Below are 24,466 nucleotides of genomic sequence, written 5' to 3' on the forward strand. Positions count from 1 at the left end.
AGGGCGCCGGCGTCAGCCCTCCCGGATGCGGCGCAGCCGCCGCCGCATCCAGTCGCGCCCGCGGCGTGCAAGGCCGCGGACCAGCCGGCGCCAGGGGATGCGGTGGAGGCCGCCGGCCCCGGTCTCGGCTAACCGGCGCTTCAGTTCGGCGTTCTCCAGCCGGACGGCCAGGAAACTGTCCTGGTACAGCTCGATCCGCCGGCGCAGCCACGCCTCCGACTGGTAGAAGGGCAGGGTGTTTTGGATGGCGTAGACCTCCGGCTGGCCCTTGGCGAGGTTGCTGGAGGTGCCGCCCAGCCCGAAGGACGCCACCGTCACCGGCATGTGCATCAGCGTGACCGACGGATCGGCGATGGCCTTCAGGAACCAGTCGTAATCGGCGTGGACCCGCCACCGCGTGTCGAAGGGGCCGGTGCGGTCGAACACCGCTCGCCGCGCGAAGGTCCCCTGGTGCGGCAAACAGCCGCACACCATCGTCTCCGCCGCCTTGTCGGCCTCCTGCGGGGAGTGGATGACCGACCCGCCTTCCGGCAGGCGGACCTCGATATCCCCGTAGAAGAGATCAACCTCCGGGTGCCGTTCGATGAAGCGCACCGCCCTCTCGACCGAACGGGCGTCGTGGAACCAGTCCTCGGCGTTCAGGAAATGGATCAGGTCGCCGGTCGCCCGCGCGAGTCCCTTGTTCATCGCATCGTAGATGCCGCCATCGGGTTCGGACACGAGAACCGCCGGGCGGTGCCGGTGACCTTTTAGGATCTCCAGCGTTCCATCGGTCGAGGCTCCGTCGATGATGATATGCTCAATGTTCTGGTAAGACTGCTGTGCGACACTTTCCAGTGTGCGGCCTATGCCGTCACGGACATTCCGGCAAATCGTAATAACCGAGACCTTCATCCACCTCCTCCTGTCGGGCTCGCTCAAATTGAGCGCTCCGAGTGCAAAGCTTGTATCGGATGAAGGTGGTACAGTACAGTCGGGCCGCCGGTGAAGCCACCGGAAGAGCGACTGGGGCACAGGGGCCAGATGCAGAGCAATACCGCCGCCGATCCACAACAAGCCTCTTCGGAGGCCATGCGAACCACCAGCCTCCATGCGCTCGCCGTCGTGGCCCGGCACCACGGGCTGCATTTGTCGGTCGAGCAGATGCGGCGCGACTACGCCATCGAAGCGGGGGAGCCGTCCACGGCGACGCTGCTGAAGATCGCGGAGGATAGCGGGCTGACCGTTCGTTCGACGAAGCTGCGCTGGAAACACCTGTCGCGCCTCGGCAAGGCGTTGCCGCTCCTGCTGCGGCTGCGCGACGGCAGCACCATGGTGATGGTCGCCTTCCGCGAGGACGGCGGCGCACCGGCCGCGATGCTTCAGGACCCGCTCAGCCCCGACCAAGCCTGCGTCGCCGTGGACGAACTGCGGCTCGCGTCGGTCTGGGACGGCGATGCGATCTTCGTCAAGCGCCGCTACCGCGTGACCGACGAGGAGCGGCCGTTCGGCTTTACCTGGCTGGTCGGGCAGATCCTGCGTGAAAAGAGGATTTTCCGCGACGTCGGCATTTCGGCCTTGGTCCTTAGCCTGTTCGCGCTGGTGCCGCCGCTGCTCTTCATGGTGATCCTGGACCGCGTGCTGGTTCACCAGCGCCTGTCCACGCTGTATGTTCTGCTGACGGCCATCGGCTTCCTGTTGCTGTTCGACACCCTTTTCGGCTACCTGCGCCGCTATCTGGTGGCGATCGGAACGGCCAGGGTGGACGCCCGCATCAGCACTTACATCTTTGACCGGATGATCAGTCTGCCGATCGATTTCTTCGAGCGGACCCCGACCGGCGTCATCAGCTACAAGATCAGCGAGATCTGGCGCGTCCGCAGCTTCCTGACCGGTCAGTTGTTCGGGACGCTGCTGGACTCCATGACGCTGGTCGTGCTGATCCCGGCGCTGTTCATCCTGAGCCCGCCCCTGGCCTTCTACGTCCTGGGCATTGCCTTCCTCATGGCGTTGGTGGTGGTCGTCTACATCGGTCCGCTGGCCAAAGCCTATGGCAAGATCGTCGTGGCGGAACAGCGCAAGGGCGCCTTCATGATCGAGGTGCTGCACGGCATGCGCACGGTGAAGTCGCTCGCTCTGGAAGGACGCAAGCGGCTCGACTGGGACGTGCGGGTCGCCGACGCGGTGCGCGCCAACACCAACATGCAGCTTCTCTCCAACCAGCCGCAGACCATTCTGCAGCCGCTGGAGAAGGCGATCTACGCCGGATCGCTGGGGCTCGGCGCCTATCTCGCGATCGGCGAGGGGGCCATCGTCTATGGCGGCTCGCTGGTCGCCTTCAGCATGATCGCCAGCCGGACTACCCAGCCCTTCGTCCAGATCGCCAGCCTGCTGCAGCAGTTGCAGGAGGTTCGCGGCGCCATCGGCCAGGTGGCCTCGGTGGTCAACCAGGAGCCTGAGCAGGCCGCGGGCCGTCAGGGCGTGCGTCCGGAGATCAAGGGAGAAATCACCTTCTCCGAGGTGCGTTTCCGCTATGCCGGTGCCCAGAGTCCGGCGCTCGACAGCGTCGGCTTCTCGATCAAGGCCGGCCAGGTCATCGGCATCATGGGGCGGTCCGGCTCCGGCAAGACGACCGTCACGCGGCTGCTGCAGGGCCTTCATCAGAATTACGAGGGCCTCATCAAGATCGACGGCGTCGATCTGCGCGAGATCGACCTCAGCCATCTGCGCTCCAACCTGGGCGTCGTGCTGCAGGACAACTTCCTGTTCAACGGCACGATCCGCGAGAACATCATGGCCGCCAACCGCAGCGCCAGCTTGGAAGAGGTGATGCGGGCGGCTCGGCTTGCCGGTGCGGAGGAGTTCATCGAGCGGCTTCCGCGCGGCTATGAGACGATGATCGAGGAAGGCTCGGCCAACCTGTCGGGCGGGCAGCGTCAGCGCATCGCCATCGCCCGCGCGCTCCTTGTCGATCCGAGCGTCCTCATCATGGACGAGGCGACCAGCGCGCTCGACCCCGACAGCGAGGCGATCATCAACAACAACCTGACGCGCATCGCCCAGGGACGGACGATGATCGTCATCTCCCACCGCCTCGCCTCTCTGGTCAATTGCGACCAGATCATGGTGCTGGAGCGCGGCAAGCTCTATGACATGGGCAAGCACGACGAACTGCTTCAGCGCTGCGACGTTTACCGGCACCTCTGGTTCCAGCAGAACCGCCACCTTTCTCCGGGAAGCACTCATGACCGCGCTCCTCTTACGCCGGCCGCAACTGCCTGATCTGGCCGCCGAGCAGGCCATAAACGATTTCCAAGGCGAAACCGCGGAAATCACCGGCGCTCCGGAGCCATTCAAGGCACGGATCGTCGTATGGGTGCTTGTCGCCATGGTGATCCTGTTCATCGTGCTGGCGTCGGTCATGAAGCTCGACCGCGTGGTCAGCGCGACGGGGCGCATCGTGTCCCAGGCGCCGACCATCGTCGTGCAGCCGCTCGAGATCTCGATCATCCGCAGCCTGAACGTCCGCGCCGGCCAAACCGTGCGGCGCGGCGACATCCTTGCTACGCTCGACCCGACCTTCTCAGCCGCCGATGTCGCTCAGCTCGAACGGCAGGCGTCCAAGTTCACGGCGGAAATCGCCCGGCTGAACGCCGAGGCTGAGGGCGTGCCCTTCAAGATCGCCAGCAAGGATCAAGACATGATCCTGCAGGAGTCGATCTGGCAGTACCGCCAAGCCGAATACGCGGCCAAGCTCGCCAACTTCGATCAGCGGATGGCGACGCTCCAGGCTACGATCAAGAGCGCCAAGACCGATGCCGATCATTACCGCTCCCGCCTGAAGATCGTGGGGGAGATCGAGGAGATGCGCCGGACGCTGGAGAAAAACCAGACCGGCAGCCGCCTGAACTCTCTGATCGCCAGCGACACCCGCGTGGAGACGGAACGGAACCTTGGCCTCAGCGAGAACACCATTCGCACGTCCTCGCACGACCTGGAGGCCCTGCGCGCCGAGCGGGAGGTCTACATCCAGCAGTGGCGCAGCACCGTGCTGACCGACCTGTCGACCCGTCAGGTCGATCTGGAGCGCGTCCGCGAGGAACTCGCCAAGGCCCAGAAGCGGCGTGACTTGGTCGAACTGCGGGCGGTGGAGGACGCCGTGGTGCTGGAGGTCGGGAAGTACTCCGTCGGGTCCGTGGTGGAATCGGCCCAGCCCATCTACACTCTGATGCCGCTGAACGCCAAATTGGAAGTGGAGGCGGAAATCGCCGGCATCGACCAGGGCTTCGTCAAGCCGGGCGATACGGTGCAGGTCAAGCTGGACGCCTATCGGTTCATCGAGCATGGCATGGCGAAGGGCGTGGTCCGGACGATCAGTGAGGACTCCTTCACCCGCCGCGAGGACCAGAGCCAGGCCCCGCGCCCCTTCTTCCGCGCGAAGATCGAGCTGACCGAGGTGGATCTGCGTGACGTGCCTTCCGATTTCCGGCTGATTCCGGGCATGCCCCTGACGGCGGACATCGTGGTCGGCGCAAGGACCATCATGGCTTATCTCGTCGAAGGGGCGTTGAAGAACGGTGCGGAAGGCCTGCGCGAGCCGTAGGACGCGGGGCGCGCTGTCCCCCAACGCGAGGATCAGGGAAAGGGTGTGAGGCCGATGCGCAACCTCATCAAGGCCGCGGGGCGGCTGTTCGGCTCCGCCTCGCCGGAGGGCGATCTCGCCAAGGGACTGAAGGCCCACGAGCGCAAGGACTACAAGGCGGCGCTCGAGGCATGGCTGGCCGCGGCCCGCGCCGGCCATGCCGAGGCCCAGTACCGTCTTGGCCGGCTGTATGACCTGGGCCAAGGTGTGGTGCGCAACGCGGTGGACGCGGTCGGCTGGTACCGGCAGGCGGCCGACCAGGGCCATGGCGAGGCCCAAGCCCGGCTGGCCGAGATCTATTATTACGGATGCGGCCAGCCCAAGGGGATCGTGCCGACCGACGAGGCGCTGTCCGCTCTGTTCCCCAACGGCCTGAAGATCGATCAGGATTACAAGGAGGCGCTGCGCTGGGCGCGGGCCGCCGCCGAAGGCGGCGTCACCGGCGCCCAGGCCATGCTCGGCTACATGTACGCCTCCGGTTTCGGTATCGCGCCGGACTATGCGGAGGCGGAGCGCTGGTACCGCGTCGCTGCGGAAAAGGGCAATGCGGCGGCCCAACTCGGGCTTGGAACCCTGTTGGGCGGCGGCTACAAGGGAAAACCCGATCCCGTCGAGGCGCACCAGTGGTTCCGCAAGGCGGCGGAGCAGAAAAACGTCATGGCCTGGTACTACATCGGCACGCAGTACGCTGCGGGGCTGGGCGTCGAACAGGACCATGCCGAAGCCGCGAACTGGTTCCGCAAGGCGGCGGAGGCCGGGGCCGCCGCTGCGCAAAGAGCGCTCGGCCTGCTCTACACGCGCGGGCTGGGCGTGCCCGCCGACCCGCACCACGCGGAGACCTGGCTGCGCAAGGCCGCCGTGCAGGGCGATACCGAAGCGATGCTGCAACTCGGCCATCTGAACAGCCGGGGCGGCGGGATGCAGCCCAATCTGTTCGACGCCGCGACCTGGTACCGCGCCGCAGGCGAACTTGGCCATCGCGAGGCGCAGAAGATCATCTCCCAGATGTACTTCACCGGATCGGGCGTGCCGCGCGACGAGATGGAGGCGGCCCGCTGGCTGGAACGGGCCGCCGGGCAGGGCGACCCGCAGGCGCAGTTGCGCATCGGCACCTTCTACGCCGAGGGGCGGGGCGTGACCCGTGATTACGACCGGGCGCTCGACTGGTTCCGCCGGGCCGCCGACCAGGGCAACACGGATGCGGTCTACAACATCGGCATGCTGCACAGCCTGGGCCTGGGCGTTCCGCGCGACCCGGTGGGCGCGATCCAGTGGCTGGAGCGCGCGGCGAGCCAGGGCAGCGTGCTGGCCCAGTTCCGCCTGGGAGCGGCGCTCGCGTCGGGCGATGGCGTGCCCCAGGATTATGCCGCCGCCGCCCAGTGGTCGCTGAAGGCCGCCAAGCAGGGCCACACCGGCGCCATGGTCAATCTGGGGCGTTTCCGCATGCAGGGCCTCGGCGGGGAGCGCGACATCGCGGAGGCCATCCGTTGGCTGACCGCCGCTGCCGAGCAGAAGGAGCCGGCGGCGATGACCGCGCTCGGCGAACTGTATGGCCACTGGAGCGACCGCAAGGACTTCGCGCAGGCCCGCGCCTGGCTGGAACGGGCGGCGGCGCTTGGCGACGAGCGTGCCAAGGCGTTGCTGGAACGGCTGCCGGTCCCCCCGCCTTCCAACGCATCCGAACCCGACGTCGGGGAACGGCCGCGCGCCGCCGGCGAAGGCTGACGGTTGCGCCTACAGAACCAGGGTGACACTTTCCCGCAGGGTGCCGCGCGGCGGTAAGGGCCGCGCCATGTGGCGGTGAATCTCTCCCGTCGCCGGGTGCGCCACGGGGCCGAGGTCGGCGTAACCCAGCTTGCGGTACAGGGCCAGGGCGCGGGCGTTGTGCGGCAGGACCGCCAGTTCCAGCCGCGTCCCGCGCCCGGCCGCCCAACCTTCCGCCGCCCGCATCAGAGCGTGGCCCAGGCCATGGCTGCGGACATCCGGGTGAAGCTCGATGCCCAGGGCAAGGCCGCCCGTTCCCGGCGCCGCCGGCCAGTCGGGTCCGATCCGGCAATGCCCGACGAGACGCCCGTTCCGTTCCGCCACCAGCCAGCCGCGCTCCGCCCCGTCCCATCCGGGCGTGGCGAGCCAGGAGCGGATGGTCCCGGCGTCCGGCACGGCGGCGGCGGAACCGCCCTGCAGCCGGACCATGCCGGCCAGGAAACCGCTCAGCCGCTCCGCATCGTCCTGTGCCGGGTGCACGGCGCGCAGCGTAACCGGGCCAAGCACGGGGATGGCGCGGCGCGGGGCGCCGCTCAGGCGCATGCCGGGGAAATCGGGCAGCCGCACGTCCACGTCATGCTCGTGCGCCGCGAAGGCGGCGGGGACTGCCACGGCGAAACCGCAGCGTCCGTCCCCCTTGCCGGCGGACTGCAGGTCCCCGCGGTGTCGGTCGGCCAGCGTGTCGAGCCGCAGGACGCTCCCGGAGCCGGCGTCCAGCAGGAGCGACAGGCGCAGCCGCCGGGCGGGATCGGCAGGCAGCCACGCCCATCCCGTTACCCGCGGGCCGACCTCTTCGAGGAAGCCTTCGACGCACGCGGTCATGGCGCGGCGGCCCGGCGTTCCGGGCGCGGCTACTCGGTCAGCAGGTTCAGCAGGTAGCTGCCGTAACCGCTCTTGGCGAGCGGCCGGGCGATGCGGGCGAGCTGTTCGCCGTCGATGAAGCCCTTGCGCCAGGCGATCTCCTCCGGCGAGGCGATCTTCAGCCCCTGGCGGGCCTCGATGGTCTGGACGAACTCCGCGGCCTGGAGCAGGGACTGGTGCGTGCCGGTGTCGAACCAGGCGTAACCGCGGCCCAGCTTCTCCACCGACAGGCGCCGCTGCTCGAGATAGACGTTGTTCACGTCGGTGATCTCAAGCTCGCCGCGCGGCGAGGGCTTGATCGTCGCGGCGATGTCCAGGACGCTGTTGTCGTAGAAATAGAGGCCGGTGACCGCGTAGTTGGACTTCGGCTGGACCGGCTTTTCCTCGATGGCGTTGGGACGGCCCTCGGCGTCGAAGCTGACCACGCCATAGCGTTCCGGATCGCGCACATGGTAGCCGAAGACGGTCGCCCCGTCCGTCCGTCCGGCGGCGCGGACCAGGGCCGGCTCCAGGTCGTGGCCGAAGAAGATGTTGTCGCCCAGGATCAGGCAGACGCCGTCCGTGCCGACGAACTCCCGTCCGATGAGGAAGGCCTGGGCCAGCCCCTCGGGCTTCGGCTGCTCGGCGTAGGTGAGCGAAATGCCCCACTGGCTGCCGTCGCCGAGAAGGCGCTGGAACTGCTCCTGATCCTGCGGCGTGGTGATGATCAGGATGTCGCGGATGCCGGCCAGCATCAGCGTCGACAGCGGATAATAGATCATCGGCTTGTCGAACACCGGCAGGAGCTGTTTGCTGGTCACCTGCGTCAGCGGATAAAGCCGTGTGCCGGACCCGCCGGCCAGAATGATGCCCTTCATGCCTTCGTTCCCACGCCCTGGGTTTCGTCGAGGATGTCGTCCAGAACCAGGTCGAGCCCGGCCATCCAGTCCGCCGGCGGAACGCCGTAGGCCTGGCCGAGACGCGCGGTGTCGAGGACGGAATTGGCGGGCCGCCGGGCCGGTGTCGGGAAGTCGGCGGTCGCAATGGCGGTCACGGTCGGACGGCGCCCGATGCGGGCGGCGGCGCGCTCGACGATCCGGTCGGCGAAGCCGTGCCAGGTGGTGGCCGGCGCCCCGCCATAGTGGAAGGTGCCGGGCGTCCAGCCCCCGCCGCCCAGCCGCGCCTGTGCGATGGTGGCGATGGCCGCGGCGATGGCCGCCGCCGGGGTGGGGCAGCCGTGCTGGTCGGCGACGACCCGCAGCTCGTCCCGCTCGCGGGCCAGCCGCAGCATGGTCTTGACGAAATTGTGCCCGTGCGCCCCGAACACCCAGGCGGTGCGCAGGATCACATGGTCGGGATGGGCCTCCCGCACGGCCTCCTCGCCGGCCAGCTTGCTGGCGGCGTAGACGCCCTGCGGGGCGACGGGGTCGTCCTCGCGCCAGGGGGTGGTCTTGCTGTTCCCGTCGAAGACGTAGTCGGTGGAGATGTGGATCAGCGGCACCCCGGCGGCGGCGCAGGCGCGCGCCAGATTGGCCGGGCCGTCGCGGTTGACCGCGAAGGCCGCGTCCCGCTCGCTCTCCGCCTTGTCCACCGCGGTGTAGGCCGAGGCGTTGACGACCAGCGCCGGCCGGTGGGCGGCGATGGCCGCGGCCACCGCCTGCGCGTCGGTGACGTCGCCGGCGGCGCGGGTCAGCCCGACCGGGGTCAGGCCCGGCGCCCAGGCGGCGCGCAGCAGCTCGAAGCCGACCTGCCCGTTGGCGCCGAAGACGAGGATGGTGCCCATGGCGGCGGCTCCGGTCATCAATCGGCGGTCTGGGGGGCGGTCTGGGCGGCGGCGGGGGCCACGCCGAGACGCTGGCCGGCGTAGCCGGCGGACAGGCGCTCCCACCAGGCACGGTTGTCCAGATACCAGGCGACCGTGCGGCGGATGCCGGTCTCGAAGGTTTCGGCGGGCGTCCAGCCCAGCTCGGCCTTCAGCTTGGTGGCGTCGATGGCGTAGCGGTGGTCGTGGCCGGGCCGGTCGGTGACGTGGGTGATCAGCCCCCGCCGCGGGCCGCCGGGCAGCGGGCCGGCCAGCTCATCCACCAGATCGCAGATGGCGTGCACCACGTCGATGTTCCGGCGCTCGCTGTCGCCGCCGACGTTGTAGCTCTCGCCCAGCCGGCCGGTCGTCAGGATGGTCCACAGCGCCGAGGCGTGGTCGTCCACATAGAGCCAGTCGCGCACGTTCAGGCCGCTGCCGTAGACCGGAAGGGGCTGGCCCTGCAGCGCCTTCAGCGTCATCAGCGGGATCAGCTTCTCCGGAAACTGCCAGCAGCCGTAGTTGTTGGAGCAGTTGCTGGCCACCGTCGGCAGACCATAGGTCTCGTGCCAGGCGCGCACGAAATGGTCGGACGCCGCCTTGCTGGCCGAATAGGGGGAGTTGGGCGCGTAGGGCGTGGTCTCGGAGAAGCGCCCGTCGTCGCCCAGCGTGCCGAACACCTCGTCGGTGGAGACGTGGTGGAAGCGGAAGGCGGTCTTCGCCTCGCCCTCCAGCCCGCGCCAGTAATCGAGCGAGACGCGCAGCAGGGTGACGGTGCCGACCACGTTGGTCTGCACGAAGGCCATCGGGCCGTCGATGGAGCGGTCCACATGGGTTTCCGCCGCCAGATGGATGACCGCCGTGGGGCGGTGATCGGCGAAGACGCGGCGCAGTTCCGCCTCGTCGCAGATGTCCACCTGTTCGAAGGCGTAGCGCGGGTTCCCCGCGAAGGGAGCCAGGCTTTCCAGATCCGCGGCGTAGGTGAGCTTGTCCACGTTGACGATCGAGGCCGTCGTGTTCGCCAGGACCCAGCGGATGAAGGCCGAGCCGATGAAGCCCGCACCGCCCGTCACCAGTATGCGCATGCCATTCCCCCTGCTGCGCCTTTCCAAAGGCGCCGTCGAACCGTCAAGAAACGAAACGTTTAGAAGACCTCGGAACCGGGCGGAACCCGGCGTCACGCAGGCCGCATGTCGAACAGATCCGTCGCATCCGCCAGCCGCGGCGCCACCGCGTCCTTGTCCGAAACCGACGCGCCGGCCAGGGCCGGCCAGTCGATCCCGAGCGCCGGATCGTTCCAGAGGATCGCCCGCTCGCACTCCCGCGAATAGGGAGCGTCGACCTTGTAGGCGACGACGGTGTCCGGTTCCAGCGTGCAGAAGCCGTGCGCGAAGCCGGCGGGAATGAAGAGCTGCTCCAACCCGTCGGCGGTCAGCTCCACCGCGATGTGCCGCCCGAAGGTCGGCGACCCGCGGCGGATGTCCACCGCCACGTCCAGGATGCGCCCGTTCAACACCCGGATCAGCTTGGTCTGCGCACAGGGATCGAGCTGGTAATGCAGGCCGCGCACCGTGCCCGGCGTGGCGGACAGGGATTGGTTGTCCTGGACCCAGCGCCGTTCCAGGCCGTTCAGGGCGAAAGCCTGCTCGTTCCAGGTTTCGACGAAATATCCCCGCGCATCGCCGAACCGCTTCGGCACAACCAGTCGGACATCGGACAGCGGGGTTGGCGTTACCTGCATAGGGAAGGATTCCATCGGTCAGAAAGCCCCGCGCAGCGAGGCTGAGGGGGTTCCAAGCGCATTGCGGCGGTTGGCGAAGCGACGTGCCGGCATCGGCGGACCATCGGTTGCATCGATTGTTTCGTCAGAATGCCGGCCGTCGTCAAAAAACAAGTGGAATAGTCTGTTCTTTAGCGCAAACCCCTGTTGCATCGCAAGGGAAAGCGGGCTGAACCCCGTGCATAACTTAGGACATTGTCCCCTGTGCCGATCCGGTCTCGTGAACGAAGCCGTACTTCATCAGGTGGACAAGGCTGCGCAGCAGCAGCAGGCGGCGCTCCTCCGGCACCAGGGCCAGGATGTCGGCGACCGTACGGCCCGGCGGATCGAGGGCGTCCAGCGCCAGGACGAGGTCGGTGGCCGGAGACACGGTGCCGCCGCGCGCCGTGGAGTTCAGCGGATCGGCGTGCAGCGCCGCCAGGGCGTCGGCGATCCCCGCGCGGGCGAGGCCGCCGGCCCGCGCCAGCCGCGTGGACGGGGACAGGTGGCGCGTCGGGTAGGATTCGAACATCCGCAGGGGGTCGGGGCGCAGCGGGTTGCCGTCCCGGTCGGAGCGGCGCGGGGCGCGTTCCACGGCGTGGCGGCGGATGTCGGACAACTGGCGCCAGACGTCGAGATACTGCGGGATGATCGCCTTCCAGTCGAAGGTGGCGACGGCGCGGGCGCGCCCGGCCTCCCCCATTTGCCGCCGCAACGCGGGGGCCGCGGCCAGCCGCGCGTAGGCGTTCGCCGCCGCCGCCACATCGACGGCGGTCACCTGCGAGACGCGCCCGATGTAGTAGTCGTAGCTGTCCAGCCCGGCGGCGTAGCGGTCGGCGAAGTCGGGTCCGCCGCCCGGCGGCGGCAGGACGGTGGGAATCCGGAAACCGTCCACCCCGTCGCGCACCGTCTCGCGGTAGCCGTTCCAGTCGGTGATGACGCAGGGCAGGCCCGCCGCCATGGCCTCCACCGGCGTGATTCCGAAGGTTTCCTGGATGTTGTCGACCAGCGAGGTGAACAGGTCGGCGGCGGCCCAGATGCGGGTCCGCACCTCCGGCTTGCGGCCGTCCAGGAAGATGGCGTTGACGCTGGGGCAATAGCGCTTGGCCCCCTGGATGAAGGCGGCGCCGATGGCGTCGTTGCCGAACCAGCCGGCCTGGATCAGGTGGAACCGCTTGCCGGTCCGCCGGGCCGCCTCTTCCAGCGCCAGATACATGGCGATCGGGTGCGCCTTGGCGTGGAAGCTGAGGCGCCCCATGAACAGCACCGCGACGTCCTCCTCGCCGATGCCCAGCGCCGCGCGCTCCGCCATGCGGGTCGCCGGGTCGAAGCGGAAGGCGTCGGTGTCCACGCCGAGCGGAATCACCGGCAGGTGCGGCAGCGGAACCTCGGCGGCGCCCAGCCGGTCGCGCAGATACTCCGCATAGGGCTCGAGGACCGCCTCCACCGAGGCGCGGGCCGCCCAGGAGGTGCAGATCACCGCGTCCCACGGCTGCACCGGCGCGGTGGCCAGGGCGCCCAGGGCATGCGGCGATTCCGACGTCGTGTGGGTGATGCCGCACAGGCTGTAGCCCCGCTGGTCGCGGGAGCGGCGGCGCCAGGCGAACTGGTCGATGCCCGGCCCCGGCACGAACAGGCAGCCCAGGCGGGCAAGCCGCGACGGCTCGCCGGTCGGGTAGAGCGCCACCTCCCGCCCCGGAGCATGGCGGGCGGCGAGATCGGCGAACAGGCGCGCCTGCTCCGGTCCGTCGGCGTGGCAGGCGAAACCGTCCAGCCCGGAGTGCCGGAAGAAACCGACGAGGAAGGATTCGCCCGCCACATGGCGGCCCTTCAGGTCCGCCCGCGCGGTCTCGTAACCGTCGGGGTGGAAGTAGATGGCGGCGTTGGACACGGGCGGTCGGAGTCCTTGGCGGTTGTGCGGACGCTGCTCTGGCAATGCCGGCGGGAGAGTACCCGCCCGGCCTTGCCAGAGCAACGCGCCCGAACGAACGCCTGCACTCCGTTCAGCCGTTCAGCCAGACCGCCAGATAATCGGTGCCGTTCACCGTGCCGGGCATCGTCGTCAGGGACCCGACGGATTTGCCGCTCAGCGTCAGGCTGGCGTCGGTCCGGCCGTCGCCGTCGAGGTCGATGTGGGCCGTGGCGCCCGTGAAGCCGTCGGCCCCGCCCATCTCCGCCCAGGTGAGGACCGATTGCCCCGGCTCCCAGCCCCAGACGGTGACGATCTCCCCCGCCTCAAGGTCGGTCACGGTGGACCAGACCGGCTCGCCCGAGCGGGCGTCGAGGAAGAAGGTGTCCTGCCCGGCGCCGCCGGTGAGGAAGTTCGACCCCGTGCCGCCGTCCAGCACGTCGCCGCCGGCCCCGCCGTCGATGGCGTCCATGCCGCCCCGGCTGTTGATGAAGTCGTTCCCGTTCCCGCCGACGATGGCCTCGCCGTCATCGCTGCCGATCAACTGCCATTGCAGGGTCTGGACCGGCCCGGAGTAGGTCGAGGCCTCCTGAAGGATCTGCTTTCCCGACGCGCTGTTGGCCACGCCGAAGAAGGTGCTGGCCACCGTGCCGGGGGTGGCGTCGCGGCTCAGCGCCAGGGTCATGTCACCGAAGGACAGATGCTCGATGCTGCGCAGGGTGTCGGTGCCCTGCGGACCCTCCACCGTCACCTCGCCCGCGCCGCTGTGGCGGATGGTGTAGGAGGAGGGCGCCCCCTCGAACACCGCCGTGTCGAACCCGTCGCCGCCGTCCAGCAGGTTGTTTCCGGCCCCTCCGATCAGGGTGTCGTCTCCGGCCTCGCCGTACAGGGCATTGTCCAGTTCGTTGCCGATCAGGAGGTCGTTCCCCGATCCGCCGATGGCGTTCTCGATCCAGCAGTCGTAGGCGATGCCCAGAGTCTGGGATTCCATGTAGAAGCCGGCCCGCCAGGCCGGACCCAGGTCGCTGTAGGAGCCGGGGCGCAGGTCGATCCGGGCATCGCTGGTCTGGTTGGCCCAACTGATGGTGTCGTTGCCGCCGCCGTCCCAGATGGTTTCGAAGATCGCCTGCCCCGGCTCCCACGAATAGACGGTGTCCCCGGCGTTGGTGGACATGTTGGCGCCGTACAGATACTGGATGGCGGCGATGTCGCTGACCATGGGGGTGGTGGGGAAGCGGTTCTGCCAGTAGCCCATCTCCGGAGACGCCCCGGGATAGGAGCGGTAGCTCATCGTGCTGTAGAGCTGGGAGTCGATGCCGGTGGGGGCGATCGGGAAGGCCCCGTACTCCTCGTGCAGGTGCTTCAGGCCGAAGGCGTGTCCGATCTCATGGACGATGGTCTGGTAGACGTAGGAGCCGGATGCCCAGGACAGGCCTGGATCGGCGAAGAGACTGCCGAACCAGACGTCGCCGGCTTCCGGCAGTTCCACCACCGGCAGGACCGTATAGGCGGTCGCCGGCGCGTTGCTCCCGCCGAAGCGGAGGTCGCCGCAGGCCAGGGCGCTGTCGGCGACCTCGATGCAGGTGATGTTCGCGACCGCCGTCCAGGTGCCGATCGCCTGGCGGATCGCCGCCTGGGCCGTTCCGGACAGGGTCCAGACGCTTCCCGGGTCCGGCGTCAGATAGCCGTCCCGATAGGCCGACAGACCGGCGACACCGAAGGAATAGGTCAGGGAAACGCCGTTCCCGGGCTGGCTCCCTGCGCCCCATTTGTACCCGGCAAGCAATGAATCGATCTCAATACGCCCGCTTCCGGCGATTTCGGATACGGGAAACACATAATTCGGTGTGCTCATCGCTGCCACCTTTGAACAAAAGAGGACTGTTCGTGAAAACAGCTCTTCAATTCAGAAATTGGTGGCTCCGCTTCAATGAAGTCGAAGGAGCTATCGACCAAATTTGATCATGAAATCAAGAAAGTAAGGCTTTGGAAGCCTTTTCATCATGTGGATATTATTGGCTTGTCTTGGTCGTAACGCGGTTGAGCGGGCGGACCCAGAGGATGATCTTTCCTGACGCAGCTCCACCCATCTGGGCGCCTCTTACGGGGCGGCGGGCCGAAGGGGAGTGGTCCGTCCGGGGGTGCCGCGTCTCCATTCCTCTTGCGTGACCGACCGCTTTTGCGGCCTTTGTTGGCCCTGAGCACGCCTTTGGATCAGCCCTTTGGAAGGACCGGAGAGGAACGATGGAGCGGGTGGACTGCGTGGTGGTCGGGGCCGGGGTGATCGGGCTGGCGGTGGCCCGGCGGCTGGCCCGTGCCGGGCGGGAGGTGGTGGTTCTGGAGGCGGCGGACGCCATCGGCACCGGCACCAGCTCGCGCAACTCCGAGGTCATCCACGCGGGCATCTATTACCCCACGGGAAGCCTGAGGGCGCGCCTGTGCGTGGCCGGGCGGGACGCGCTCTACGCCTACTGCGCGGCGCATGGGGTGGAGCACGCCCGCATCGGCAAGCTGATCGTCGCCACGGAGGAGGCCCAGTTGCCCCGGCTGGAGGCCATCCGCGCCCAGGCCGCCGCTAATGGGGTTGACGATCTCGTGGCCCTCTCGGCGTCCGAGGCGATGGCGCTGGAGCCGAACCTGCGCTGCGTGGGCGCGCTGCTGTCGCCGTCCACCGGGATCATCGACAGCCACGGCCTGATGCTGGCCCTGCAGGGCGACGCGGAGGATGCCGGCGCCATGCTGGCCTTCCTCAGCCCGCTGGAGCGCGCCCACCGCGACGCGGACGGCTTCGCGCTGGAGGTCGGCGGGGCGGAGCCGATGCGCATCGCCTGCGGCACGCTGGTCAACGCCGCCGGGCTGGGCGCCTGGGGCGTGGCCCGCGGTCTGGAAGGCTTCCCGGCGGAGCATGTGCCGCCGCGGGTGCTGGCCAAGGGCAATTACTACGCGCTGGGGCAGGGGCGCTCACCCTTCGCGCGGCTGGTCTATCCGGTGCCGGTGGAGGGCGGGCTGGGCGTCCATCTGACGCTGGATCTGGCCGGGCAGGCCCGTTTCGGCCCGGACGTGGAGTGGCTGGACCCTGCGGGCTACGACCGGCTCGACTACCAGGTCGATCCGAAGCGGGCCGACAGCTTCTACGGCGAGGTGCGGCGCTATTGGCCGGACCTGCCCGACGGCGCCCTGGTGCCGGCCTACTCCGGCGTCCGCCCGAAGCTGAGCGGCCGCGGCCAGCCGCAGGCCGACTTCCTGATCCAGGGGCCGGAGACGCACGGGGTGCCGGGTCTGGTCAACCTGTTCGGCATGGAATCCCCGGGCCTGACCTCCTGCCTCGCCATCGCGGACGAGGTCGCGGAGCGGCTGGGCGGCTGACGGTTCCCTGCCGTCGGACGCCCTTCCGTCGGACGCCCTTCCGTCAGACGCCCTTCCGTCAGACGAAGGCGTTCTCGACCAGTTCGCACAGCATGTGGCCGGCGGCGATGTGCATTTCCTGGATGCGCGGGGTGTCGGTGGACGGCACGCACAGACAGACGTCGCACAGCTCCTTCATCCGCCCGCCGGCGGCGCCGGTCAGGCCGACGGTGCGCATGCCGAGCGCGCGCGCGGCTTCCAGGGCGGCCACCACGTTGCGGCTGTTGCCGCTGGTCGAGATGCCGACCAGCACGTCGCCGGCCCGGCCCAGGCCGCGGACCTGCCGGGCGAACACCTCGTCATAGGAATAGTCGTTGGCGATGGCCGTCAGGGCGGAGGTGTCCACCGTCAGGGCCACCGCCGCCAAAGGCGCGCGGTCCCGCAGATAGCGTCCGGTCAGCTCCGCCGCGAGATGCTGGGAATCGGCGGCGGACCCGCCGTTGCCGCAGAACAGCACCTTGCCGCCGCCCTTCAGCCCGTCGATCATCAGCCCGGCGGCGGCTTCGATCCGGTCGGCCTGATCGGCGAAGGCCGCAAAGTTCCGGGACGTCTCAAGCAGGGCTTCGCGGACGCGGTCGGCGGCGGAGTGGCTCATCTTCAAGTCCTGGGGTTCGGAGAACAGGCGAACCATACGACGGGGCGCCGACGGGCGCCACAGCCCTTTCCGGTACCCCGCCTTCCGTCACAGGAGGCCGAGCCGCTGCCACACGGGCAGCTTCTGCGGCAGGAAATCGGCCAGCTTCGCGGCGACCAGCGGGCGCATGGCCTCGGGATCGGAGATGGAGGACCCGTCCTCGGCGAAGATCGCGCGCCCAAGCGCGCGCAGCGCGTCGGTCACGAAGCCGGAAAGCGGCTGGAGATCCGTCGGCTGCCCGGCCAGAAGGCCGGCCAGGACGAGGCGCTCCAGGCTATCGGCCCCGATGCCCAGGCCGACCGTGGGGGACGCCAGGAAGTACAGGCTTTCATCGACCAGCATGCGCCGGGCGACCGCCCGGTTGAGCCGTCCGGCGGCCTCGCGCGCGTCCTCCGACGGGTCCGCCAGGGGATGGGCGTGATTGACCGACGCGAGCAGCGCAACGAAGCGGGAGATGGTGCCGAAGTCGTGCCGGGCCATCTCCGGCATCGCCTCGATCTCGCCCAGGGTCGGGGTGCCCGCGGCGAGCGCGTCGAGGATCGGCAGGCCGAGTCCCGCGTCGTGGCGCAGCTCGCCCAGAGGCACCGGAACCGCCAGCCCGGCCTTCTCGCGCGGAACCATCAGGGTGAAGCGGAGCCGCCGGAGTTCCGCGGCGGCTTCCGCGGCGGGCATCCGGTCCAGACCGCGGATGAAGATGTCGCGGCGGAACACCTGATTCATGGCGAAGTCGCGCACCGTCTCCGCCAGCGTCGGGTCGGCGATCTCCGCCAGGATGGCCCGCAGCTCCGGACGCACCGACAGCTCGTCGAAATTGTGCGGGATGTTGGCGGAGCAGGCATAGCCCAGCTTCGCCCGCGCCAGATCCTGCGCCACCTGGGCATGGCCCAGCGGCTCCCAGTGGGTGTTCAGATACTCGTGCGTCAGATAGCGGCGGTCCTGCCCCGCCATCGTGGCGAGATGCTGGCCGACGGTGGGGTTGGCGGCGAAATAGCCGGCGCCGGCCTCGTTGAGCCGGTTGATGAAGCCCAGCGCCGCGTCGAGCTGCCGGTCGCTGCGGGCCGGGTTGGCCGCCGCATGGGCCAGCATCAGCTTCTGCAGGGGCAGAAGCGGCGCCCAGCCCGGCATGGCGTTGTAGCTGACGAAGACCAGCCCGCCGGGCTTCAGCGTCTTCTCCAGGATGTCCACCACCGCCCGGCGGTTCTCCGGGCTGACCCAGCTGTAGACGCCGTGCAGGACGATGAAGTCGAAGCCGTCCCCGGCCTCTTCCGCCGGCAGCGCCCCGGCGGCCACCTCCTGGAAGCTCCGCTCGTGGAAGGCGACGTTGGCCAGCCCCGCCTCTTCGGCCAGCCGGCGCGCCCCGGCGACGTGCAGCGGGTTGAAGTCGATCCCGGTGAAGCGCCCCTGGGGATGGGTCGCCGCCAGGATGTTCAAGGTCATCCCCTGGCCGCAGCCCAGTTCGCAATAGCGGAAGGGCCGGTCGGTGCGCGGCGGACGGACGCCGTTCAGCAGGCAGACGTAGGACAGGTAACCCGGCGACAGCTCGCGGTAGGCACCATGGGTGTAGGCGATGTCGGCGTTGTAGCCGTCGCTCCACGCGCTCATTGCGGGGTCCTCTCTGTGGGGTTCCGGCCGGCGATCAGGTCGTCGATGAGCGCGAGGTGGCGGGGCAGGGTGACGGTGCGGAGGTCGTAGTTCTCGACCACCGTCCGCCGCGCCCGGTCGCGCAGGGCCTGCATGCGGTCGGGGTGCTCGAACACCTCGTCGATGCGGTCGGTCAGGGCCGCCCCGTCGAAGAAGTCCACCAGCAGCCCGTTCTGCCGGTCGCGCAGCACCTCTTCCACCGGGATGGTCGAGGAGCCGATCAGCAGGCAGCCCGCCGCCATGGCCTCCAGGAAGGACCAGGACAGCACGAAGGGATAGGTCAGGTAGATGTGGGCCGACGAGACGCGCAGCACCGACAGGAAGGTGGGGTAGGGAACCTTGCCCAGGAAATGCACCCGCTCCCGGTCGATGCCCTGCCCGACCTCGACCAGCAGGATGTCGCGGTAGCTCCGCCCGTCGGCGGACGCCTGCCCATAGCTGACCTCGTCGCCGCCGACGATCAGCACATGGGCGTTGGGCCGCCGCTTCAGGATGCCCGGCAGGGCGCGCATGAAGACGTGGAAGCCGCGATAGGGTTCCAGGTTGCGGGCGACGTAGGTGATGACCTCGTCCTTGCGGGTCAGCGTCAGGCCCGACGGCAGGCGCAGCCAGGCGTCGGGCGCCGGGGTGACGATGGTGGTGTCCACGCCCTCGTGGATCACGCTGATGCGGGGACGCATGTAGTCGGGGTAGAGCGACCACTGCCAGCCGGTCGGCGTCTGGCCCCAGTCGGCGGCCTCGAAGCCCAGCGTGTTGATGACGTTCTTGGTGCGCACCCGCGGCCCGTCGTTCTCGGTGACCGGGACCGTGGGATCGAAGCCGATGTCGGCCCCGTGCAGGTGATAGAAGAATTCGAAATAGGCGAGCAGCGGAACGTCGGGCCAGACGTCCTTCATGTACAGCGTCTCGCCCCAGCCGTTGTGCCCGATCATGATGTCGGGCCGGAAGCCTTCGGCCTTCAGGCGGCGGCAGACCTCATAGACGCTCTGCCCGTAGACGACCGCCAACTCCAGTTCCTGGATGTAGTGGTGGGTCGTCGGTTTTGCCGTCCGGAAGGGCTGGTAGACCACGCGCTCCACGCCGGGGATCGACGCGGGGCTGTCGTGCGAGATGAAGACCACCCGGTTGCCCGGCTGGGACGCCAGATGCTGCACGATGTGCTGGTACTGGCCCGGGAAGTTCTGGTGGACGAAGAGATAGTTCATCGCGTGCCGCCGATTCCGCAAAGAAGGCCCGCCATCCGCCGCGGGCCTGGATGAGCATTGTCCGGGAGCGTCAGCCTGCCGGGAAGTGCAGGCCAAGCTCCTCCAGCGCCTCGGCCGGTGCGGGCGGTCGGAAGGCCTTGACCTGCAGTTCGTACGCCTGGGCCCGCCGCCACATCGCCACCGGTTCGAACCCCGCCTCCTGCAACAGCCGTCCCAGCAGGTTGGGAGTGAAGCCGTTGCGGTGGGCCATGAAGCGGTTTCCCGCGGCAAGGGCCGGACCGTAGCCGTAGACGATGTCCAGCGGCCGGATCGGGCCCTGCCTGGATTCATAGAGAGTCTCGTCCAGCCGGTCCTCGGCCACCAGTCTGGCCACCGCCTGAAGGTCGGGCACGGTCAGCAGGAGCGTGCCGCCCGGTGTCAGCACGCGCAGGAACTCCCGCAGGGCCACCGGCACCTCATGCGGGTCGAGATGCTCCAGATTGTGCGACGACCAGACCGCGTCCACCGACCCGTCGGGCACCGGGGCCATGTCCGTCATCGAGGCGACGATGTCCGGATCGACCTTCGGATCGATGTCGAGGCGCAGCTCCCGCCATCCCTCCGCCGGCAGGGAACTGCCGAGGATCGAGATGGCGCGCTGACCGCATCCGACGTTGAGAACGGTCTTGATGGGCATCGGGCTGGGGCCGCTCCGGACTCAGTAGGAACGCTGCTTCTCGACGAAGCGCAGCAGGACGCCTTCCAGGGCGTCGCCGATCGCGTCGGACCGGCAGGGGCTGCCGTTCTGCCCGGCGGGCGAGCGGTAGCCGCTGACGAAGGCGCCCTCGTAGACGCAGTCGAAGCGCTCGGCCGCGCCGCCGCGCAGGCGGATCGAGAAGCCGATCAGCGGCGTGCCCAGGCCGCGGCTGCCGCACATGCCGCCGCCGTTGATCCAGGGGGTCTCCCAGCCGTTCGCGGTCAGACCCTTGTACTCCAGATCCTCCGGCGCGATGCCCTCGACCGGGGTGATCGAGAAGGCTTCGATCCACAGCCGCTGCCCGACGGCGCCGGCCCAGTTGGAATCGGGGAAGCGGAGGTCGCCCTGGCGCTGGATGTGGGCCAGGATCTCGGCGCGCGGACGGACGGCGGGAGGGGCCTGCACCGGAGCGCTCTGGATCGGGGCGTTTTGAATGGGCGCGCCCTGCACCGGCGCCCCCTGCACCGGTGCGGAAGCCGGCATCGGGGCGGCGGCCTGCTGGGTCCCCGGCGTGTCGTCGATGCGGGCGAACTGGAGGGACAGGAGAGCGTTCGGGCGGTCGACGTGCTTGTAGGAGGACAGGATCACGGTCGCGGGGCCGCCCGACACCTTGATGATGATGGTGTCGCCCGGCTTGCTCAGCCAGTTGCCCGGCACGCTGCCGATCATCTCGACGCTGCTGCCGGCAGGGTTGCCGGGTGACGGTGCCAGTTGAACGCTGGGCAGGGGGAATTCGCCCGCCGCCGTCGCGCCGCCGCCGTTCGTGACGAGCAGGGAATAGAAGCCGGGCGCCAGGGCCAAGGTCTGGGCCGTTGCCTTGATCTGAATGGGTTGTTGGGCTTCTGCGGACGCAACGCTACCGATCATCGACGACCCCCGGTGAGACTGAGAAATTGAACGGCGGGCGCCCGGACCATCCGAATCCGCCGCCGGAACGCTTGGCCTGTAATCTGGCCGAAAGGAGAAAGGCCGCCCGATTGCTACGCCATGCGGCGTATGAGCGTCAAGAATGCCCAGGAGCGTGTCGTTGATTGTCGCAGGCTCCAGTTCCGGTGGCAGCAGATGGCCGCCGCCCTGCTGCCGGATGCGTTCGGACATCGCCCCCAGATCGAAGGCCGCCACCTCCAGCCCGGCCTTCCAGGCGGTGGAGAGGGCGTAGCACCAGGTCTCCGGCGAGATCGACGGCAGGAAGGCGATGTCGGCCTGTTGCGCCCGCACCAGGGCGACCGCCTCCTCCTCCGTGAAGCGGCCGGTGACGAAGCCGTGCCCCGTTTCGAACAGGGGCGGGTCCTCCTCGCTGAAGCCGACGACCACGAATTCCAGAGGCAGGCCGCGCGCCGCGGCGTCGCGGGCGCAGGCCAGAAGGACCTCGTAGCCCTTCTGGATGCCGACCGCGCCGATCGTGCAGACGCGCCACCGCCCGTCCGGACCGCGCGGCCGGCGCGGACCGGCCGGCGGTGGCGGGGCGACGTCCTCCCAGGGCCGGATCTCGACGGGGCGCGGGGCGATGTGGCGCAGCAGGCGCGCCGCCACGTCGCGGGTCGGCGCCGTCACCCGCCGCGCCCCGGCGGCCAGGGCGCGCGTGCGCCGGCGCAGGGCGCCCACCGTCAGCTCCGGGTCGGCGCGGTCGTCCGGATCGGCGGTGCAGACTTCGCAGGCGGCCAGATCTGGTTCGCCGCAGTAACGCCCGTCCTTGTCCACGAAGCTGAGGCGCGGGCAGATCAGGCCGTAATCGTGGATGGTGAGGTCGTACGGCACGCCGAGCCGGCCGGCCAGATCGAGCACCGCGGCGTCGTGGCCCAGCAGATGGTGGATCTCCACCGCCGCCGTTCCGCCCAGCCGCAGGGCTTCGGCCAGTTCGCCGAACTCCGAGCGGGTGCGGAACACCAGATCGCGCAGGTCGGGCCGGTCCATGATCTCGACCCGGCAGCGGCGCTCAGGCGGGACGCCGACCTCGTCTTCGCCCTTATCTTCGTCCTCGTCCTCGCCTTCCTCCTCGTCATCGGTGGTTTCGGGGACGAGCCTCAGGACGCGCCAGCCCTCCGCGTGCAGCGCCGCGGCCCGCTCCTCGATGAAGCGGGCGACTCCGCCGCGTCCGGCGAGCGTCACCAGCAGGACGGCGGGCTTGCGCGCGCTGTCCGCTTCCTCCGCCCAACGGGCGAGGTCGAGGCGACGGCGCGCGGCCATCAGGGGATCGGCGGCGATGAAGTCCTGGACCAGCGCGTCGTATCCGGGGTGCAGCCGCTCCAGCAGGCGGCTGTTGCGCGCGGCGAGGATCGCCTTCTGCCGCCCGAAGGAGCGCCCGCCCACATGCGCCACGAAGACGTCGGCGGCGCCGAGATGGCGCCAGCCCAGCCGGCGCGCGCGCAGGCAGAAATCGTTCTCCTCGCCGTAGCCGCGCCCGAACAGCCGTTCCTCGAAGGGGCCGGTCTCCTCCAGGCAATCGCGCCGGATGTAGGCGCAGAAGCCGACCGCCGTCGGCAGATCGACCCGCAGCCCGGCGTTCACCGACCGGGCCAGCCGGTCGAGCGCCGCCGTTTCCGGCAGGGACGGCGCGGGCGGACGCTCCGTGCCCGAGGGGTAGCTGAGGATCGTCGCGTCGTTGGACAGCGGGGTGACCGTGCCGACGTCCGGCGCCGACCAGGCGGCGGCGCGCAGCCGCTCCAGCCAGGGGCCGGCGACCAGCGTGTCGGCGTTCAGAAGAACGGCGTCGCGGTCGGGATGCAGGGCCAGCCCGCGGTTGACCGTGGCCGGAAAGCCGAGATTCCGCGGGTTGCGGAGCAGCGTGATCCGCCCTTCGGCGGCGAGCGCCGTCAGGTCGCCGACGAGTTCGGCGTCCGGGCTGGCGTCGTCGATGACGACGATCTCGCGCGGAGTCGAGTCCTCCGCCGCGAGGACCGAGCGCAGGCAGGCCAGCGTCTCCTCCCGCCCGCGGTAGACCGGAACCACGACGTCCACGACCGGCGCCGGAGGCCGCCAGCGGGCCGGACGGGGCGGCGGCGGGGCGACCGGCGTGGGAAGCCGTCCGGTCCCGCCGGGGCCGGGCCAAGGCAGGGGGCTGCCGGCCAGCGGCTGGGCTCCCGGCCCGGCGGTGACATGGAGAAGGCCGGGGGACAGACCGGCGGCCACCGGATCGATGAGGAAGCCGTAGCGACCGCTCTCCACGCCTTCGGCCTGGGCGCCGTCCATCGGACGGTCCGCGGCCACGGTCACGGAATGCCCGGTTTCGTCCTCCACCCGGACCGTCACGGACTGCGGCGGATCGCCGGGACACCAGGCCCAGCCGGAGAGAAGCCCGCCGGACAGGACCGATTCGCCGCCATCGCCGCCATCATCGCCGCTGCCGTCGGGCAGGACGCTTCCTTCCACCGCCGCGTGGCGCCGGGGGTGCAGGGGCGAGCCGAGCAGGGGTGCGCCGTCCAGGGTGACGGAGAGCGGCTCCCCCTCCAGTTCCGGACCGGCGGGCAGGGTGAAGCGGATCAGACCGCTGCCGCCGTCCCCCTGGCCGTACCGCCGCAGGAACGAGGCTCGGTCCATGGCGAGCAGCCGGCCCCGCCGGGGGGACTCGATTCGGACGGCGCCGCCCGCATCCGCAGCGCCCGGCGGGTCCGCCGGCAGGGCTCCGGCGATCCGCAGGCCGACCTCGGCGGCGGCCCAGCCGGGAGCGTTCCCGGTCAGGACGGCGTGGTCGGCGAGATCGCCCAGCAGGGGAGCGACGCTCACCGGAAAGCGGTGAAGCTGGCGCCCGATCAGGGGGAGAAGGCGGTCCGTCGCCCCCAGCCGGGCCAGGGCTTGCCCCAGGGCGATCGCCGCGGTGGGGGCGGCGGCCCGTTCGGCCACTCCGGCCAGCAACGGGGGGACGTCGGCCGATCGATTCGCCGCGATCAGCAGGGCGGCGAGGAACGCTTTGAGAGCGATGTCGTTCGGGGCGAAGCGCGCGCTGCGCTCGGCCCAGCGCAGCGCGCCTTCAAGGTCCTCACGCGCCAGGGCGCAGCGGGCAAGCCCGGCGGCACCCTGGGCATGGCTGCGGCTGTGGCGCAGAAGGGAGCGCGCCACCGCTTCCGCCTCGGCGATCGCTCCGTCGGCCAGCAGCTCTTCCAGACGCTGCAGGTTCCGGAGTCGCAGTTCCCGGGGTCGCATGTGGGGTTCCG

General features: G+C 69.6%; 17 protein-coding genes. 4 read left to right on the top strand and 13 right to left on the bottom strand.

The features are described from left to right. Positions 1-12: 12 nt before the first annotated feature. Positions 13-1,128 (bottom strand): glycosyltransferase family 2 protein, encoded by a 1,116-nt coding sequence (locus tag DS843_RS20705; RefSeq protein WP_149470731.1) that lies wholly within the window; start codon positions 1,126-1,128, stop codon positions 13-15. Between DS843_RS20705 and DS843_RS20710 the strand changes: the two genes are divergently transcribed. From DS843_RS20710 to DS843_RS20720, 3 genes are read left to right on the top strand one after another with little or no spacing between them, the layout of a single operon-like run. Continuing rightward, complete coding sequence (locus DS843_RS20710) at positions 1,072-3,261, top strand: peptidase domain-containing ABC transporter (RefSeq protein ID WP_286192223.1); 2,190 nt, start codon at positions 1,072-1,074, stop codon at positions 3,259-3,261. The two genes, DS843_RS20705 and DS843_RS20710, sit on opposite strands and share 57 nt — an antisense overlap. Beyond that, positions 3,224-4,582 carry an HlyD family type I secretion periplasmic adaptor subunit gene (locus tag DS843_RS20715; RefSeq protein ID WP_149470733.1) on the top strand — a complete coding sequence of 453 codons (1,359 nt, stop codon included), beginning with the start codon at positions 3,224-3,226 and terminating at the stop codon, positions 4,580-4,582. Before DS843_RS20710 ends, DS843_RS20715 begins: the two co-directional genes overlap by 38 nt. 54 nt (positions 4,583-4,636) lie before the next feature. Next, the gene (locus DS843_RS20720; RefSeq protein WP_149470734.1) at positions 4,637-6,346 is read left to right on the top strand and encodes a tetratricopeptide repeat protein; all 1,710 of its coding nucleotides are present in this window, start codon (positions 4,637-4,639) and stop codon (positions 6,344-6,346) included. A gap of 9 nt (positions 6,347-6,355) precedes the next feature. Here the strand turns inward: DS843_RS20720 and DS843_RS20725 are convergent, their stop codons facing one another. The 7 genes from DS843_RS20725 to DS843_RS20755 form a co-directional block, all read right to left on the bottom strand. Beyond that, positions 6,356-7,207: a GNAT family N-acetyltransferase gene (locus DS843_RS20725; protein ID WP_149470735.1), complete on the bottom strand. Its 852-nt coding sequence runs from the start codon at positions 7,205-7,207 to the stop codon at positions 6,356-6,358. A 29-nt stretch (positions 7,208-7,236) separates the two neighbouring features. Beyond that, a complete protein-coding gene (rfbA, locus tag DS843_RS20730) occupies positions 7,237-8,103 on the bottom strand; it encodes a glucose-1-phosphate thymidylyltransferase RfbA (RefSeq protein WP_149470736.1) in 867 nt (288 codons plus the stop codon). Further along, complete coding sequence (gene rfbD, locus DS843_RS20735) at positions 8,100-9,026, bottom strand: dTDP-4-dehydrorhamnose reductase (protein WP_149470737.1); 927 nt, start codon at positions 9,024-9,026, stop codon at positions 8,100-8,102. Before rfbD ends, rfbA begins: the two co-directional genes overlap by 4 nt. Then, on the bottom strand, positions 9,026-10,111 hold the full coding sequence (rfbB, locus tag DS843_RS20740) for a dTDP-glucose 4,6-dehydratase (RefSeq protein ID WP_149470738.1): 1,086 nt from the start codon (positions 10,109-10,111) through the stop codon (positions 9,026-9,028). The genes rfbD and rfbB overlap by 1 nt, the downstream gene beginning before the upstream one ends. Positions 10,112-10,203: 92 nt before the next feature. Further along, positions 10,204-10,767: a dTDP-4-dehydrorhamnose 3,5-epimerase gene (rfbC, locus tag DS843_RS20745; protein ID WP_149470739.1), complete on the bottom strand. Its 564-nt coding sequence runs from the start codon at positions 10,765-10,767 to the stop codon at positions 10,204-10,206. 226 nt (positions 10,768-10,993) lie between these two features. After that, positions 10,994-12,676, bottom strand: coding sequence for a glycosyltransferase family 4 protein (locus DS843_RS20750; protein WP_149470740.1), 1,683 nt, complete (start codon positions 12,674-12,676; stop codon positions 10,994-10,996). 112 nt (positions 12,677-12,788) lie between these two features. Continuing rightward, complete coding sequence (locus tag DS843_RS20755) at positions 12,789-14,549, bottom strand: M10 family metallopeptidase (protein ID WP_286192224.1); 1,761 nt, start codon at positions 14,547-14,549, stop codon at positions 12,789-12,791. 389 nt (positions 14,550-14,938) lie between these two features. On the opposite strand from DS843_RS20755, the gene DS843_RS20760 reads away from it, so the two are divergent. Next, positions 14,939-16,060: an NAD(P)/FAD-dependent oxidoreductase gene (locus DS843_RS20760; protein ID WP_149470741.1), complete on the top strand. Its 1,122-nt coding sequence runs from the start codon at positions 14,939-14,941 to the stop codon at positions 16,058-16,060. Positions 16,061-16,118: 58 nt separating this feature from the next. Here DS843_RS20760 and gmhA read toward each other — a convergent pair whose 3' ends face one another. The 5 genes from gmhA to DS843_RS20785 form a co-directional block, all read right to left on the bottom strand. Next, the gene (gene gmhA / locus DS843_RS20765; protein WP_149470742.1) at positions 16,119-16,694 is read right to left on the bottom strand and encodes a D-sedoheptulose 7-phosphate isomerase; all 576 of its coding nucleotides are present in this window, start codon (positions 16,692-16,694) and stop codon (positions 16,119-16,121) included. 87 nt (positions 16,695-16,781) lie between these two features. Beyond that, positions 16,782-18,335, bottom strand: a complete 1,554-nt coding sequence (locus DS843_RS20770) for a class I SAM-dependent methyltransferase (protein WP_149470743.1) — start codon at positions 18,333-18,335, stop codon at positions 16,782-16,784. Beyond that, the gene (locus DS843_RS20775; protein WP_149470744.1) at positions 18,332-19,579 is read right to left on the bottom strand and encodes a glycosyltransferase family 4 protein; all 1,248 of its coding nucleotides are present in this window, start codon (positions 19,577-19,579) and stop codon (positions 18,332-18,334) included. Before DS843_RS20775 ends, DS843_RS20770 begins: the two co-directional genes overlap by 4 nt. A 70-nt stretch (positions 19,580-19,649) precedes the next feature. Beyond that, a complete protein-coding gene (locus tag DS843_RS20780) occupies positions 19,650-20,255 on the bottom strand; it encodes a class I SAM-dependent methyltransferase (RefSeq protein WP_149470745.1) in 606 nt (201 codons plus the stop codon). Positions 20,256-20,276: 21 nt separating this feature from the next. Then, positions 20,277-24,455 carry a glycosyltransferase gene (locus DS843_RS20785; RefSeq protein ID WP_286192225.1) on the bottom strand — a complete coding sequence of 1,393 codons (4,179 nt, stop codon included), beginning with the start codon at positions 24,453-24,455 and terminating at the stop codon, positions 20,277-20,279. Positions 24,456-24,466: the final 11 nt, after the last annotated feature.

The organism is Roseomonas genomospecies 6, assembly GCF_008365375.1.
GTDB lineage: Bacteria > Pseudomonadota > Alphaproteobacteria > Azospirillales > Azospirillaceae > Azospirillum.

Coding starts and splice junctions, on each gene's coding strand:
- DS843_RS20710 (WP_286192223.1), top strand. CDS start 1,072: ATGCGAACCACCAGCCTCCATGCGCTCGCCGTCGTGGCCCGGCACCAC.
- DS843_RS20705 (WP_149470731.1), bottom strand. CDS start 1,128: ATGCAGCCCGTGGTGCCGGGCCACGACGGCGAGCGCATGGAGGCTGGT.
- DS843_RS20715 (WP_149470733.1), top strand. CDS start 3,224: ATGACCGCGCTCCTCTTACGCCGGCCGCAACTGCCTGATCTGGCCGCC.
- DS843_RS20720 (WP_149470734.1), top strand. CDS start 4,637: ATGCGCAACCTCATCAAGGCCGCGGGGCGGCTGTTCGGCTCCGCCTCG.
- DS843_RS20725 (WP_149470735.1), bottom strand. CDS start 7,207: ATGACCGCGTGCGTCGAAGGCTTCCTCGAAGAGGTCGGCCCGCGGGTA.
- rfbA (WP_149470736.1), bottom strand. CDS start 8,103: ATGAAGGGCATCATTCTGGCCGGCGGGTCCGGCACACGGCTTTATCCG.
- rfbD (WP_149470737.1), bottom strand. CDS start 9,026: ATGACCGGAGCCGCCGCCATGGGCACCATCCTCGTCTTCGGCGCCAAC.
- rfbB (WP_149470738.1), bottom strand. CDS start 10,111: ATGCGCATACTGGTGACGGGCGGTGCGGGCTTCATCGGCTCGGCCTTC.
- rfbC (WP_149470739.1), bottom strand. CDS start 10,767: ATGCAGGTAACGCCAACCCCGCTGTCCGATGTCCGACTGGTTGTGCCG.
- DS843_RS20755 (WP_286192224.1), bottom strand. CDS start 14,549: ATGAGCACACCGAATTATGTGTTTCCCGTATCCGAAATCGCCGGAAGC.
- DS843_RS20760 (WP_149470741.1), top strand. CDS start 14,939: ATGGAGCGGGTGGACTGCGTGGTGGTCGGGGCCGGGGTGATCGGGCTG.
- gmhA (WP_149470742.1), bottom strand. CDS start 16,694: ATGAGCCACTCCGCCGCCGACCGCGTCCGCGAAGCCCTGCTTGAGACG.
- DS843_RS20770 (WP_149470743.1), bottom strand. CDS start 18,335: ATGAGCGCGTGGAGCGACGGCTACAACGCCGACATCGCCTACACCCAT.
- DS843_RS20775 (WP_149470744.1), bottom strand. CDS start 19,579: ATGAACTATCTCTTCGTCCACCAGAACTTCCCGGGCCAGTACCAGCAC.
- DS843_RS20780 (WP_149470745.1), bottom strand. CDS start 20,255: ATGCCCATCAAGACCGTTCTCAACGTCGGATGCGGTCAGCGCGCCATC.
- DS843_RS20785 (WP_286192225.1), bottom strand. CDS start 24,455: ATGCGACCCCGGGAACTGCGACTCCGGAACCTGCAGCGTCTGGAAGAG.